We start from the raw sequence: 16,773 nt of genomic DNA, 5'->3' as shown, positions 1-16,773 counted from the left end.
GCCCCACCCCCGTTCTCACATACATGCTCATGTTCATGCTCACTGTGGAGACTTCATGACCGCACCGCTCACCCGGACCCCGGAGGAGGGCACGGCGGCGCCGAGCCCCACCGCCTGGTCCGGCAGCTCGATGCTCGGCCAGGTCCGGGTGCTCACCGGCAGATCCCTCCGGGCAATGGCGACCGACCCCGGCACGGTCCTGTTCGGCCTGATCCAGCCCGTGATCATCCTCTTCGTCCTCACCCAGGTCTTCAGCAAGATGGGACACCCGCCCCACTTCCCCAAGGGCGTCAGCTACCTCGACTTCGTCCTGCCGGCCGTCCTCGTGGACAACGCCGTCCAGTCCGCCATGCAGAGCGGCGTCGGCCTCGTCGACGACCTCAAGAACGGCATCGTCGCCCGGCTGCGTTCCCTCCCCATCCACCCCAGCTCGCTGCTCATCGCCCGCAGCATCTCCAGCCTCGTGCGCAGCGCGGTCCAGGTCGTCATCATCCTGCTGCTGGGCATCACCGTGCTCGGCTACTCCCCCAAGGGCGGCGCGGGCGAACTCGCCGCCTCCGCCGGGCTGACGCTCTTCATCAGCTGGACGCTGGGGTGGGCGTTCATCGCGGCCGGCGCGTGGCTGCGGCGCGCCGAGCCCATGCAGAACCTCGCGATCATCGCCATCTTCCCCCTGATGTTCGCGTCCAGCGCGTACGTGCCCGTCGATGACCTGCCCGCCTGGCTCCGGGTCGTCGCCCAGGTCAACCCGCTGACCTACGCCATCGACGCCACCCGCGCCCTGGCCCTCGACGTGCCGGGCGCCGACGCGGCGCTGCCCGCGGTGCTCATCAGCGGCTGCATCGCCGTCGCAGGCGCCGTGGCCGCCGTGCTGGGCTTCCGCCGCCCCCTCTGACGTGTTCTCCCTTCCCTCGTCAACCTCGTAAACCTCGTAAACCTCGTAAACACCGCTGCCCGTACCGGATCCCGGTACGGGCAGCGGTGTTCCGGGCCGGCGTCAGATCTCGTCGGAGAGGCCGAGCTCGTTGTCGAGGAGGTCGAAGACGTCCTCGTCGGAAGCGGACTCGAAGTCGAACTCCGCATCCTCCTCGGCCCCGTTCGCGGCCCCGGCGCCGGCTCCCTTGCCGCCGTCGCGCAGGGCGCCCCACTTGGACCTCAGTATCTCCAGGCGCCCGGCGATCCGCTCGAACACCTCCTCGGTGATCTCCAGGCCGAGGAAGGCCTTCTCGAGCTTGTCGAGCTCGCCCAGGACCGCCTCCGGGCCGGAGGGCGAGGACTCCGGGGCCACCCGGGCGTACAGGTGGTCCACGAGCTCCCCGGCCGTCGGGTAGTCGAAGAGCAGCGTCGCCGGCAGCCGGACGCCCGTGAGGGCGCTGAGCCGGTTCCGCAGCTCGACGGCCGTGAGCGAGTCGAAGCCGAGGTCCCGGAACGCCTTGGCCGGATCCACTTCCGCGCCACCGGCGTGCCCGAGGACCGTCGCGATCTGTCCCCGGACGGCGTCCAGCAGGACCTCGCGCCCCTCCGCCGCCGACAGCCCCGACAGCCGCTGGGCGAGATCGGCGGCGGCAGCGCCGCCACCGGCCCCCGTGGAGGCCGCCCGCCGGCCCGGCGTCCGGATCAGGCCGCGCAGCAACGGCGGCACCTCACCCCGGGCGCGCAGCGCCGCGAGGTCGAGGCGCACCGGCAGCGTCACGGGCTCGTCCGCCAGCGACAACGCCCTGTCGAACAGCGCCACGCCCTCCTCCGCGGAGAGCTCCGGCATGCCCGTACGGGCGATCCGCTGGACGTCGGCGTCGGTCAGCGTGCCCGTCATGCCGCTGTCCTGGGCCCACGGGCCCCAGGCGAGCGACGCGCCGGCGAGTCCCTCGGCCCGGCGGTACCGGGCCAGGGCGTCGAGGAAGGCGTTGCCTGCCGCGTAGTTCGCCTGGCCGGGGCTGCCGAAGGTACCGGCGACGGAGGAGAAGGTGATGAAGGCGTCGAGGTCGAGGTGCTTGGTGGCCTCGTGGAGGTTCCAGACAGCGTCGACCTTCGGCCGCAGGACCGTCGAGAGACGATCCGGGGTGAGGGAAGCGATGATTCCGTCGTCCAGAACGCCGGCGGTGTGGACCACGGCCGTGATCCGGTGCCGGGAAACAAGATCGGCCACGGCGGCGGCGTCGGTCACGTCGCATGCTTCCACGGCCACGTCCACGCCGTGGGTGGCCAGTTCGGCGACCAGTTCCTGGGCGCCCTCGGCGGCGGGGCCACTGCGGCTGACCAGGAGGAGGTCGCGTACACCGTGCGCGGTCGCCAGGTGCCGGGCGACGATACGGCCCAGGCCGCCCGTACCACCCGTCACCAGGACCGTACCGTCAGAGCTCCAGGAGACCTCAGCCGTCGGCTGCTGCTCCACGCGTGCCAGCCGGGGAGCCAGGAACTCGCCGTCCCGGACCAGCAGCTGCGGCTCGTCCAGGGCCAGTGCCCGCGGCAGGACGGTCGCGGTGTCGGCTTCGCCGTCGAGGTCCACCAGGCCGAAGCGGCCCGGGTTCTCCGACTGCGCCGAGCGGACCATGCCCCACACCGCCGCCGCAGCGAGATCACGGCCCGTGGTGGCGCCACGCGTGACGAACGTCAGACGCGACTCCTCGAACCGCTCCTCCACCAGCCACGACTGCAACAGACCCAGGACACGAGCAGTGAGCTCGTGCACCGAACCCACCACATCGGCCCCGCCACCGACCTCGACCACGACCGCCGCAGGAACGGCATCCGCCGTCCCGGTCTCGGTCAGCGAGTCGAGATCCGCGTACGACACGGCCTCGGCGTCCGTGACCTGGACCGGGGTCCAGTCGAGCGCGAAGAGCGAGTCCCGGTCCACTGTGGTGAGCTGGTCGGCCGCGATCGGCCGGACCACGAGCGAGTCGACGGAGGCCACGGGCGCACCCGTCGTATCGGCGATCGCGATCGACACCCCGCCGCCATCGGCGGCCGTACGGATGCGGACCCGGACCGCGGAAGCACCCGTGGCGTGCAGCGAGACGCCCGTCCACGAGAACGGAACGCCACCCTGGCCCTCGCCGTCGCCACCGCCGAAGGCGGCGGCATGCAGGCTCGCGTCAAACAGCGCCGGGTGCAGACCGAACGCCCCACCGTCAGTGCCTTCCGGCAGCGTCACCTCGGCGAACACGTCGTCGCCGAGCTTCCACGCCGCCCGCAGACCCTGGAACACCCGACCGTAAGCGAAACCGGCCTCCGCGAACCGCTCGTAGCCACCCGTGACATCGACCGCTTCCGCTCCGGCCGGGGGCCACGCTGCCGCATCGAATTCCTGCGTCTGCGCATGGCCTGTGGTGAGGAAACCGCTGGCGTGCAACGTCCACGGCTCCTCTCCCGTACGGGAGTGGATCGTCACCGCGCGACGGCCGGCCTCGTCGGGCTCACCGACCCAGACCTGCACCTGCACACCGCCCTGCTCGGGCAGGACGAGCGGCGCGGCGAGCGTCAGCTCCTCGAGCACCCCGCAACCGGCCTCGTCGCCTGCCCTCAGCGCCAACTCCACCAGCGCCGTACCCGGCACCAGCACCGAACCCAGCACCACGTGGTCGCCGAGCCAGGGGTGGGACTGGACGGACAGCCTGCCCGTGAAGAGGAAGCCATCGGTGTTGACCAGTTCCACCGCCGCGCCCAGCAGCGGGTGCTCGGCGGAGCCGAGGCCCGCGAACCGGACGTCCCCGGCGCGTACGGCCGTGCCCGTGGGCCAGAACCGCTGGTGCTGGAACGCGTACGTCGGCAGGTCCACGCGGCGCGCGCCCGTGCCCGTGCCCGCGAAGAACGCTGTCCAGTCCACCTTCCCACCGTGGACGTGCAGTTCGGCGAGGGCGCTGACGATCGCCGTTTCCTCATCCCTGTTCCTGCGGAGCGCGGGGACGAGGGTGGCCGGCTCGGTCAGCGACTCCTCGGCCATGGCGGTCAGGACGCCGTCGGGGCCGAGCTCCAGGAAGCGGGTCACGCCCTCGTTCTCAAGGGTGCGTATCCCGTCGGAGAAGCGGACCGCCTCACGGACGTGCCGCACCCAGTAGTCGGCGGAGGCGAGCTCCTCGGGCTTGGCGAGGCCACCGGTGAGGTTGGAGACGACCGGGATGGCGGGGGTTCCGAAGGAGATGCCCTCCAGGGCCTCCCGGAACTCCGCCAGCATCGGCTCCATCAGCGGGGAGTGGAACGCGTGCGAGACGCGGAGGCGGCTCGTCCTGCGGCCCTCGGCCTCGAAGTGGGCCGCGATCTCCAGGACGGTTTCCTCCGTGCCCGAGACGACGACCGACGACGGGCCGTTGACCGCAGCGATCGAGACGCCGTCCGACAGCAGCGGCAGGACCTCGTCCTCCGTGGCCCGGACGGCGATCATCGCCCCGCCCGGGGGCAGGGCCTGCATCAGCCGCCCGCGAGCCGCGACGAGCCGGCAGGCGTCGGCCGGCGAGAGGACCCCGGCGACGTGTGCCGCCGCGACCTCGCCGATCGAGTGCCCGGCGACGAAGTCCGGACGCACACCCCACGACTCGACCAGCCGGAACAGCGCCACCTCGACCGCGAACAACCCGGCCTGCGTGTAGACGGTCCGGCTGATCAGCTCCTCGTCCTCGCCCCAGATCACTTCGCGCAGCGGCCGGTCCATGTACTCGTCCAGACCCGCGCACACCGCGTCGAACGCGTCGGCGAACACCGGGAAGCGCCCGTACAACTCCCGGCCCATGCCGAGCCGCTGCGAGCCCTGGCCCGAGAACAGCACCGCCGTCCTGCCGGATCCCACCGAGCCCTCGACCACCACACCGGCACCGGGCTCACCCGACGCCAGCGCCGCCAGCGCACCCGTCAGCGACTCCGCGTCAGCGGCCAGTACGACCGCACGGTGCGCGAAGCTCGACCGGCTCGACACCAGCGAGAAACCGATATCCGCCGGCCGACGTCCGTCGATGTGCGTCAGCAGGCGTGCCGCCTGATCCCGCAGAGCGGCTTCGGTCTTGCCGGAGAGCACCAGGGGCACGACGACGTCGGACTCCGGAGCGTCCGTGTCCGCATGCGTCGGCTCGGGCTCGGCCTGTTCCAGGATCACGTGTGCGTTCGTCCCGCTGATGCCGAACGACGACACACCCGCCCGGCGCGGCCCTTCACCCTCCGGCCAGTCCGTCCGCTCCGTCAGCAGTTCCACAGCACCCGCCGACCAGTCCACGTGCGACGACGGCTGGTCAACGTGCAGCGTCTGTGGGAGGACACCGTGCCGCATCGCCATGACCATCTTGATGATGCCCGCGACACCGGCCGCCGCCTGGGTGTGGCCAAGGTTGGACTTGACCGAGCCGAGCAGCAGCGGCCGCTCCTCCGGACGGTCCTGGCCGTACGTCGCCAGCAGCGCCTGCGCCTCGATCGGGTCACCAAGCGTCGTACCCGTACCGTGCGCCTCCACCACATCCACGTCCGCAGTGGACAATCCGCCACTGGCGAGCGCCTGACGGATCACCCGCTGCTGCGACGGACCGTTCGGCGCCGTCAGACCGTTCGACGCACCGTCCTGGTTGACCGCCGAACCGCGCACGGTCGCCAGGATCCGGTGACCGTTGCGACGGGCGTCCGACATGCGCTCCAGGACCAGCATTCCCACGCCCTCGGACCAGCCGACGCCGTCGGCCGCGTCCGCGAACGCCTTGCACCGGCCGTCCGGGGAGAGTCCGCGCTGACGCGAGAACTCGATGTACGTGGTCGGCGTCGACATCACCGTCACACCGCCGGCCAGTGCCAGCGAGCACTCACCCGAGCGCAGGGCCTGGGCCGCCAGATGCAGGGCGACCAGCGACGACGAACACGCCGTGTCGACCGTCACCGCCGGGCCCTCGAAGCCGAAGGTGTACGACACCCGGCCCGACGCCACACTGCCCGCACTGCCACTGCCCTGATAGCCCTCGAACTCACGCCCGGAGAGAAGGTTGGCGTAGTCGTTGTACATCACGCCGGCGAAGACGCCCGTCTGGCTGCCGCGGAGCGACACCGGGTCGACGCCGGCCCTTTCGATCGCCTCCCACGTGGCCTCCAGCAGCAGCCGCTGCTGGGAGTCCGTCGCCAGGGCCTCACGGGGGCTCATCCCGAAGAACGCCGGGTCGAACTCCGCCGCCTCCCGCAGGAAACCGCCCTCACGGGTGTAGACGGTCCCCGCGTGGTCGGGGTCGGGGTTGTAGAGAGCGTCGAGGTCCCAGCCGCGGTCGGCCGGGAAGCCGGAGACCGCGTCCACGCCCTCCGACACCAGCCGCCACAGATCCTCGGGCGACGAGACCCCGCCCGGGAAGCGGCAGCTCATCCCCACGATCACCACCGGATCGTCCGCGACCGGCGGCAGCACCCGGACCGGCACGACCGCCCCGGTCCCGGTCTCGGCCTCCGTGCCGAACAGCTCGTCCAGCAGGAAGCCCACCAGGGCCTCCGCCGTGGGGTAGTCGAAGACCACCGTCGCCGACAGCCGGAGGCCGGTCACCGAACCCAGCCGGTTGCGCAGCTCGACAGCCGTCAGGGAGTCGAAGCCGAGGTCCTGGAAGGCCCGCGTCGGGTCCACTTCGGCGGAGCCGGCGTGGCCCAGGACCGTGGCGATCTGACCGCGCACGACGTCGAGCAGAGCCTCGCGCCGTTCGGGCGTGGACAGCCCGCTCAGGCGCTGGAGCAGCCCGGAGGCCGCCGCCGTGCCCGCGCGGCGTGTGGCCCGCGTACGGATCAGCCCGCGAAGGAGCGGGGGCACTTCGCCCTGGTTCCGGAGCACCGGCAGGTCGAGGCGGACGGGCAGCACGGCTGCCTCTCCGCCGGCGACGGCGCCGGCCAGCGCCGCGTCGAACAACGCCAGGCCCTGTTCGGGCGACAGCGGCGGCATGCCCGCACGGGTCATCCGCCCGGCCTCGGCCTCGCTCAGTGCGCCGGTCATGCCGCTGTCCTGCGTCCAGGGTCCCCAGGCGAGCGACAGGGCCGCCCTCCTGCGCTCGGCGCGCTGCATCAGAGCGAGTGCGTCGAGGAAGGCGTTGCCGGCCGCGTAGTTGGCCTGGCCGGGGCTGCCGAAGGTACCGGCGACGGAGGAGAAGGTGATGAAGGCGTCGAGGTCGAGGTGCTTGGTGGCCTCGTGGAGGTTCCAGACAGCGTCGACCTTCGGCCGCAGGACGGCGGAAACGCGATCCGGGGTGAGGGAAGCGATGATTCCGTCGTCGAGGACGCCAGCGGTGTGGACCACGGCCGTGATGCGGTGCCGGGAGACGAGATCGGCCACGGCGGCGGCGTCGGTCACGTCGCATGCTTCCACGGCCACGTCCACGCCGTGGGTGGCCAGCTCGGCGACCAGTTCCTGGGCGCCCTCGGCGGCGGGGCCACTGCGGCTGACCAGGAGGAGGTCGCGTACACCGTGCGCGGTCGCCAAGTGCCGGGCGACGATACGGCCCAGGCCGCCCGTACCACCCGTCACCAGGACCGTACCGTCAGAGCTCCAGGAGACCTCAGCCGTCGGCTGCTGCTCCACGCGTGCCAGCCGGGGAGCCAGGAACTCGCCGTCCCGGACCAGCAGCTGCGGCTCGTCCAGGGCGAGTGCCTGCGGCAGGACGGTCGCGGTGTCGGCTTCGCCGTCGAGGTCCACCAGGCCGAAGCGGCCCGGGTTCTCCGACTGCGCCGAGCGGACCATGCCCCACACTGCGGCACCCGCCAGGTCGCCACCCGTCGTGGCGCCACGCGTGACGAACGTCAGACGCGACCCCTCGAACCGCTCCTCCACCAGCCACGACTGCAACAGACCCAGGACACGAGCAGTGAGCTCGTGCACCGAACCCACCACATCGGCCCCGCCACCGACCTCGACCACGACTGCCGCTGGGGCGGCATCCGCCGTCTCGGTCAGCGAGTCGAGGTCCGCGTACGACACGGCCTCGGCGTCCGTGACCTGGACCGGGGTCCAGTCGAGCCGGAACAGCGAGTCCCGGTCCACTGTGGTGAGCTGGTCGGCCGCGATCGGCCGGACCACGAGCGAGTCGACAGAAGCGACAGGCGCGCCCGTCGTGTCAGCGATCGCGATCGTCATCCCAGCGCCGTCGCCGGCCGTACGGATACGGACGCGGACCGCGGAAGCGCCCATGGCGTGCAGCGAGACGCCCGTCCACGAGAACGGCACGCCCCCCTGGCCCTCGCCGTCGCCACCGCCGAAGGCGGCGGCATGCAGGCTCGCGTCGAACAGCGCCGGGTGCAGGCCATACGCCCCGCCGTCGACACCGTCGGGCAGGGCCACCTCGGCGAACACGTCGTCGCCGAGCTTCCACGCCGCCCGCAGACCCTGGAACACCGGACCGTAAGCGAACCCGGCCTCCGCGAACCGCTCGTAGCCACCCGCCACGTCGATGGGCCGGGCGCCTTCCGGCGGCCATACCGTCGCGTCGAACGCGGCGGCGGAGCCGACTCCGTCGGCCAGCGTGCCCTGCGCGTGCAGGGTCCACGGCTGGTCCTGCCCGTCGTCGGGTCGCGAGTGAACGGTCACGGCGCGACGGCCCGCCTCGTCGGGCTCGCCGACCCGGACCTGCACCTGCACGCCACCCCGCTCGGGCAGGACGAGCGGCGCGGCGAGCGTCAGCTCCTCCAGCACCCCGCAACCGGCCTCGTCACCGGCCCGCAGCGCCAGCTCCACCAGCGCCGTACCCGGCACCAGCACCGAACCGAGGACGGCATGGTCGGCCAGCCACGCGTGGGTCTGGAGGGACAGCCGTCCTGTGAAGAGGAGGCCGTCGGAGCCCGCCAGCTCCACCGCCGTACCCAGCAGCGGGTGGTCGGCCTCGGACGAGACGCCGAGGGGCGTCATCACCACCGGCCAGAAGCGCTGGTGCTGGAAGGCATAGGTGGGCAGGTCGATGCGACGGGCACCGGTGCCGGTGAAGAACGCCGCCCAGTCCACCTGCTCACCGGAAGTGTGCAGCCGGGACAGGGCGTCCACGACAGCGGTTTCCTCAGCCTTGTTCCTGCGCAGAGCGGGGATCAAGCTGACTTCGGCGGTGAGCGATGCCTCGGCCATGGCGGTCAGGACGCCGTCGGGGCCGAGCTCCAGGAAGCGGGTCACACCTTCCGCCTCCAGGGTGCCTATCCCGTCGGAGAAGCGGACCGCCTCACGGACGTGCCGCACCCAGTACTCGGCGGACCCGAGCTCCTCGGCCGTCGCGAGCGTGCCCGTGAGATTGGAGACGACCGGGATGGCCGGGGCGCCGAAGGACAGGCCCTCCACAACCTCCCGGAACTCCGCCAGCATCGGCTCCATCAACGGCGAGTGGAACGCATGCGAGACCCGAAGACGACTGGTCTTGCGACCCTCGGCCTCGAAGCGGGCCGCGATCTCCAGGACGGATTCCTCCGCGCCCGAGACGACGACCGACGACGGCCCGTTGACAGCAGCGATCGAAACATCGGCTGTCAGCAGCGGCAGGACCTCGTCCTCCGTCGCCTGAACCGCCACCATCGCACCACCGGCAGGCAGCTCCTGCATCAGCCGCCCACGGGCCGCAACGAGCCGGCAGGCGTCGCCCAGCGAGAAGACACCCGCTACATGCGCCGCCGCCACCTCCCCGATCGAGTGCCCGGCCACATACTCCGGCCGCACACCCCACGACTCGACAAGACGGAACAACGCCACCTCGACCGCGAACAACCCGGCCTGGGCATAGACGGTCTGATCGACCAGCTCCCCGTCCTCACCCCACACAACATCCCGAAGCGGCCGCTCCAGATGCCCGTCCAGCCCCGCACACATTGCATCGAACGCATCGGCGAACACCGGGAACCGGGCGTACAACTCCCGCCCCATCCCCAACCGCTGCGAACCCTGACCCGAGAACAGCACGGCCAGCAGTCCCTCGGCCCGCGGGCCGTTCGCCACCTCGCCGCGCGCCAGGGCGCGCAGGCCCGCGACGAGCTCGTCCGTGTCCGTGCCGACGACCGCCGCGCGGTGGTCGAGGGCGGCCCTGGTCGTGGCGAGTGAGAACGCCACGTCGAGCGGGTTGTGCTCCGTCCCGGAGTCCAGCAGGGTCAGCAGGCGCTCGGCCTGCGCCCGCAGCGTGTTCTCGTCGCGGGCGGACAGCAGCCACGGCACCACGACCGGCGCCGTCTCCCGCTCCTCCTCGGTGTTCTCCACCGACGGCGCCTGCTCGACGAGGACGTGGGCGTTCGTACCGCTTATGCCGAAAGACGAGACGCCGGCCCGGCGCGGGCGGCCGTTCGTACCCCATTCCCTGGTCTCCGTCAGCAGGCGCACGCTTCCCTCGGACCAGTCGACCTTGGACGACGGCTCGTCCACGTGGAGGGTGGAGGGGAGGACGCCGTGGCGCATGGCCATGACCATCTTGATGACGCCCGCGACACCGGCAGCCGCCTGGGTGTGGCCGATGTTGGACTTCACCGAGCCCAGCCACAGCGGCCGGTCCTCCGGCCGGTCCTGACCGTAGGTGGCCAGCAGCGCCTGCGCCTCGATCGGGTCACCCAGAGTGGTGCCCGTGCCGTGCGCCTCGACCGCGTCGATCTGGTCGGCGGCGAGGCGGGCGTTGGCGAGGGCCTGACGGATGACGCGGCGCTGGGACGGGCCGTTGGGCGCCGTCAGGCCGTTGGACGCGCCGTCCTGGTTGACGGCGGAGCCACGGACCACCGCCAGCACGGGGTGGCCGTTGCGGAGGGCGTCCGACAGACGTTCCACGACGAGGAAGCCGGCGCCTTCGGAGAAGCCCGTGCCGTCGGCGGCCGAGGCGAAGGACTTGCAGCGGCCGTCCGAAGCGAGCGCGCCCTGGCGGCCGAACTCCGCGAACACGCCCGGAGTCGACAGCACGGTGACACCGCCGGTCACGGCGAGGGAGCAGTCGCCCTGCCGCAGGGACTGCACGGCGAGGTGCAGCGCGACCAGCGAGGACGAGCACGCGGTGTCCACGGACACGGCGGGCCCCTCCAGGCCGAGCTTGTACGAGACCCGGCCGGAGACCACGCTGCCGTTGCCGTCGCTGCCGGGGTAGTCGTGGTACATCACACCGGCGAAGACGCCGGTCCGGGTGCCCTTGAGCGAGGTCGGGTCGATGCCCGACCGCTCCAGCGCCTCCCAGGACAGCTCCAGGGTGAGCCGCTGCTGGGGATCCATGGCGAGGGCCTCGCGCGGGGAGATCCCGAAGAACGCGGGGTCGAAACCGGCCGCCTCGTCGAGGAACCCGCCCAGGCGGGGGTACTGGCCCGCGTCCTGGAACCCTTCCCAGCCGCGGTCGTCCGGGAACGCGGAGATCGCGTCGCCACCGGACGTCACCAGCCGCCACAGGTCCTCGGGGCTGGTCACACCGCCGGGGTAGCGGCAGGCCATGCCGACGATGGCGATGGGCTCGTGCCGGGCCGCGGAGAGCTCGCGGTTGTGCTTCCGGAGGCGGGCGGTCTCCCGGCGGGCGGCCAGCAGCGCCTCGCCGTCGGTGCCGGCAGTTTCGTCGGCGCTGGGGTCGGCGGCTTCCTCCGCGTCCGGGCCGGTCGGCAGTCCTCGTACTTCCGCGAGTTCGAGGAGGCTGTCCATCAGGCCCGCGTCGCGCAGCCGGTTCGTCGGGATCGTCTGAAGCGCCCGGCGGATGTCGTCGTCGACGGACGTTCCGCCGCCTGCGCCGTGTCCGTCCGTCACCGGGGCCAGCTGGGCCTCGATGTGGTCGGTGACGGCGAGGGAGTTGGGGTGGTCGAAGACGAGGGTGGCGGGGAGGCGCAGACCGGTGACGCGGTTGAGCTGGTTGCGCAGCTCCGTCGCCGCCAGGGAGTCGAAACCGAGCTCCTGGAACGCCCGCTCCGCACCGATCGCCTCAGCCGATCCGTGCCCCAGGACCGCCGCGACCTGACCGCGCACGATCTGGAGCACCGCACGGTGTCGCTCGTTCGCCGACAGCCCCACGAGCCGCTGTACGAAGCCGGCCGGTTCGCCCGCTCCCATGCCGTCCCCGGCGACCGCCGACCGGCGTGCCACGGGGGCGAGGCCGCGCAGCAGGGCCGGGATCTCGTCGGTACGGGTGCGCAGGGCGGCCGTGTCGACGTGGATGGGAACGACCGCAGGCCGCTCCGACCGCAGCCCGGCCGCGAACAGCTCCAGACCCGTCTCGTACGAGAGTGCCGGGACGCCCTGGGTGGCCATGCGCTTGCGGTCGATGTCGCTGAGGAACTGGCCGAGCCCGGCGCCGACCTCCCAGAGGCCGTACGCCATCGCGGTGGCCGGCAGGCCCTCGGCGTGGCGCTGCTGCGCCAGGGCGTCCAGGAAGACGTTGGCCGCCGCGTAGTTGCCCTGCCCGGCCGTCAGTACGAGGCCGCCGGCGGACGAGAACAGTACGAACGCCGCCAGGTCCATCTCACGCGTCAGCTCGTGCAGCCACCAGGCCGCGTCCGCCTTCGGCGCGAGCACGGAGTGCACCTGCTCGTGCGTCAGGGCGTCGACCAAGGCACTGTCACCGATTCCGGCAGCGTGGACCACGGCGGTGAGCGGCCGGTCGGTGGCGATTCCGTCCACCACGGCGGCCAGCGCCGCACGGTCGGACACATCACAGGCGACGACGCGTGCGTCCGCGCCCAGGTCGGCCAGGTCCGACACCAGCTCCAGAGCACCCGGAGCCTCCAGACCCCGACGGCTCGTCAGCGTCAGATGCCGGACACCACGCTCAGCCACGAGGTAACGGGCCACAACCGCGCCCAGACCACCCGTACCACCGGTAATCAGCACCCCACCCTCGACATCAAGGGAGACATCCGCTGCCTCAAGCTCAGAGGTCAGACGCACCAGGCGCGGCACCAGCACCTCACCACCACGCACCGCCACCTCCGGCTCACCCGAGGCCAGCGCCGCCATGGGCACATCCTCAAGCCCGCCATCGGTGTCCACCAGGACGAACCGGCCCGGATTCTCCGCCCGCGCCGAACGCACCAGACCCCACACCGGAGCCTGCACCACATCCAGCACCGCACCATCAGCCACAGCCACCGCATTCCGCGTGACCACAGCAAGACGCGAACCCTCGAAACGCTCGTCGGACAGCCAGCGTCGTACCGCCTCCAGTACGTCGTGCAGCACGGCCCGTACGCCACCGGGCACATCGCCCTCCGGCGTCACGCCGCAGTCAAGCACCACGACGTCCGGCACCGCATCAGACGCCATCGCCTCGTCCCACGGCGCCCATGACACCGCTGCACCATCCGCAGCCGCCGCGCCGGACCACTCGATCCCGTACAGCGACTCGCCCGAGCCGTCGCCCGTGTCGAGCTGCTCGGCCGAGACCGGACGGCCGACCATCGAGCCCACGGACAGGACCGGACGCCCGGTCGTGTCGGCGACCGCCAGTGCCAGCCCGCCGCCGTCGAGCCGCGACAGGCGCACCCGGACCGCCGAGGCGCCCACCGCGTGCAGGGCCACATCGGTCCAGGCGAAGGGAATCCTGGTCTCGCCGTCGCCCGCGCCGACGAAGATCGCGGCGTGCATGGCGGCGTCCAGCAGCGCCGGGTGCAGACCGAAACGACCGGCCTCCTCCCGCGCCCCCTCCGGCAGCATCACCTCGGCGAACAGTTCGTCGCCCGCCTTCCAGGCAGCCCGCAGGCCCTGGAACACCGGGCCGTAGCCGTAGCCGTGCTCGCGCAGAGCCTCGTACGCCCCGTCCAGCCGCACCGGTTCCGCACCGGCCGGCGGCCAGGCGCTCAGGTCGAACGCCGCCGCCTTCTGGGCGTCGGCCGTGAGGAACCCGGAGGCATGGCGGACCCACTCACGGTCGCCCGCGTCCTCCCGCCGCGAGTACACGGCCACCGGGCGGCGCCCGGCCTCGTCCGTGCCCACGACGACCTGGACCTGTATCGCGCCACGCTCGGGCAGCACCATCGGCGCGGCGAGCGTCAGCTCCTCCAGCAGGCCGCAACCGACCTCGTCACCGGCCCGGACGGCGAGCTCCAGCAACCCGGTGCCCGGCACCAGGACCGTGCCCCGCACCGCGTGATCGGCGAGCCACGGGTGCGACGACACCGACAGCCTGCCCGTGAGGACCACGCCGTCCGAGTCGGGCAGCCGCAGGACCGCGCCCAGCATCGGGTGCGCCACCGTGTCCACACCGGTGGCGCTCAGGTCACCCGTGCCGGTCGTGGCGTTCACCCAGTACCGCTCGCGCTGGAAGGCGTAGGTGGGCAGATCGACGCGGCGCGTGCTCCGGCCGGCGAAGAACGCGTGCCAGTCCACGGCGGCGCCGTGTACGTGCAGCTGACCGAGAGCGGTGACAAGGGTCGCGACGTCGTCCCGTCCCTTGCGCAGTGCGGACACCGTCAGGGCACCGTCCGCGGCGTCGCCGAGGGTGTCCTTGGCCATCCCGGTGAGCACGGCGTCGGGGCCGAGCTCCAGGAAGCGGCTCACGCCTTCGGCGAGGAGGGTACGCACTCCGTCCGCGAAGCGGACCGCCTCACGGACGTGCCGCACCCAGTACTCGGCGGAGGCGAGCTCCTCGGGCTTGGCGAGGCCACCGGTGAGATTGGAGACGACCGGGATGGCCGGGGCGCCGAAGGACAGGCCCTCCACAACCTCCCGGAACTCCGCCAGCATCGGCTCCATCAACGGCGAGTGGAACGCATGCGAGACCCGAAGACGACTGGTCTTGCGACCCTCGGCCTCGAAGCGGGCCGCGATCTCCAGGACGGATTCCTCCGCACCCGAGACCACCACCGACGACGGGCCATTGACCGCCGCGATCGAAACACCGTCCGTCAGCAACGGCAGGACCTCGTCCTCCGCTGCCTGAACCGCCACCATCGCACCACCGGCAGGCAGCTCCTGCATCAAACGACCACGAGCCGCCACCAACCGGCAGGCGTCATCCAGCGAGAAGACCCCGGCCACATGCGCCGCCGCGACCTCGCCGATCGAGTGCCCGGCCACATACTCCGGCCGCACACCCCACGACTCGACAAGACGGAACAACGCCACCTCGACCGCGAACAACCCGGCCTGGGCATAGACGGTCTGATCGACCAGCTCCCCGTCCTCACCCCACACAACATCCCGAAGCGGCCGCTCCAGATGCCCGTCCAGCCCCGCACACACCGCGTCAAACGCATCCGCGAACACCGGGAACCGGACGTACAACTCCCGCCCCATCCCCAACCACTGCGAACCCTGACCCGAGAACAGCACGGCCGTCGAGTCGTTGCTCCGCGCGGAGGCCGTGAAGGCGGCGGGTACGGACTCGCCGCGCGCGAGGGCCTCCAGGCCGTCGAGCAGCTCGGCGCGGTCCGTGCCGACGACCGCCGCACGGGACTCCAGGGCCGACCGCGTCGTGGCCAGCGAGTGGGCCACCTCGTACGGAGTGAGCTCCGGGCGGGCCGCGACGAACGACCGGATACGGCCGGCCTGGGCGCGCAGCGCCTCGGGGGTGGCGGCGTGGACCAGCCACGGCACGATGCCGGAGGTGTCCGCGTCCGTCTCGTCGGTGCTCTCCGGCTGCGGTCCCTGTTCCAGGACCACGTGCGCGTTCGTGCCGCTGATGCCGAAGGCCGAGACGCTCGCGCGTCGCGGGTGTCCGGTCTCGGGCCATGCGGTCGGCTCGGTCAGCAGTGCGACGGCACCGGCCGACCAGTCGACGTGCGGCGAGGGCTCGTCGACGTGCAGGGTCTTCGGCAGCAGGCCGTTGCGCATCGCCATGACCATCTTCATGACGCCCGCGACACCGGCAGCCGCCTGTGCGTGACCGATGTTGGACTTCACCGAGCCCAGCCACAGCGGCCGGTCCGCGTCGCGGTCCTGACCGTACGTCGCCAGCAGCGCCTGCGCCTCGATCGGGTCACCCAGCGTCGTACCCGTGCCGTGCGCCTCGACCGCGTCGACGTCGGTGGGCGCGAGGCCGGAGTTCTCCAGGGCCTGGCGGATCACCCGCTGCTGCGAGGGGCCGTTGGGGGCGGAGAAGCCGTTGCTCGCGCCGTCCTGGTTCACTGCCGTGCCCCGTACGACCGCGAGCACCTCGTGGCCGTTGCGCAGGGCGTCGGAGAGCCGCTCGACGAGGAGGACGCCCGCGCCCTCGGACCAACCGACGCCGTCCGCCGCACCGGCGAACGCCTTGCAGCGGCCGTCCGCGGAGAGCCCGCGCTGACGGCTGAACTCGATGAACATGCCCGGCGTCGACATCACCGTCGCACCGCCGGCCAGCGCCAGCGAGCACTCACCCGAACGCAGCGCCTGCACCGCCAGGTGCAGCGCGACGAGCGACGACGAGCACGCCGTGTCGACCGTCACCGCCGGGCCTTCGAAACCGTAGGTGTAGGACACGCGGCCGGAGACGACGCTGCCTCCGCTGGTGCCCGAGGGTGACACGTTCAGGGCGTAGTCGTGGTACATGACACCGGCGAAGACGCCGGTCCTGCTGCCCTTGAGCGTGGCCGGGTCGATACCGGCGCGTTCCATCGCCTCCCAGGACACCTCCAGCAGCAGTCGCTGCTGCGGGTCCATGTAGGTGGCCTCGCGGGGCGAGATGCCGAAGAACCCGGGGTCGAAGTCGGCCGCGTCGTGGAGGAAGCTGCCGCGGTGCGTGTAGCTCTTGCCCTCCTTGCCCGGCTCGGGGTCGTAGAGGTCGTCGACGTTCCAGCCGCGGTCGACGGGCAGGTCGGAGACGGTGTCGACGCCGTCGGCGACCAGCCGCCACAGGTCCTCGGGGGACGTGACGCCGCCGGGGTAGCGGCAGGCCATGCCGACGATGGCGATCGGTTCGTCGTCCAGCGGACGCCGTCCGCCGCCGGCCA

Annotated in this window: 1 protein-coding gene and 1 pseudogene (1 of these 2 only partly in view); one reads left to right on the top strand and one right to left on the bottom strand. The window is 72.0% G+C overall.

Annotated elements, in window-relative coordinates:
- The first annotated feature begins 55 nt into the window (after positions 1-55).
- The gene (locus K6I33_RS07180; RefSeq protein ID WP_229348932.1) at positions 56-895 is read left to right on the top strand and encodes an ABC transporter permease; all 840 of its coding nucleotides are present in this window, start codon (positions 56-58) and stop codon (positions 893-895) included.
- 102 nt (positions 896-997) lie between these two features.
- On the opposite strand, the pseudogene K6I33_RS07175 reads toward K6I33_RS07180, so the two are convergent.
- Positions 998-16,773 (bottom strand): annotated as a pseudogene (locus K6I33_RS07175) (SDR family NAD(P)-dependent oxidoreductase); its annotated part runs 12,370 nt beyond the window's last position; the annotation flags it as partial.

It is taken from the genome of Streptomyces sp. UNOB3_S3, from assembly GCF_020740895.1.
Taxonomy (GTDB): Bacteria; Actinomycetota; Actinomycetes; order Streptomycetales; family Streptomycetaceae; genus Streptomyces.
Note: the sequence above shows the minus strand (reverse complement) of the source record. Positions and strands in the feature narration are given on the sequence as shown.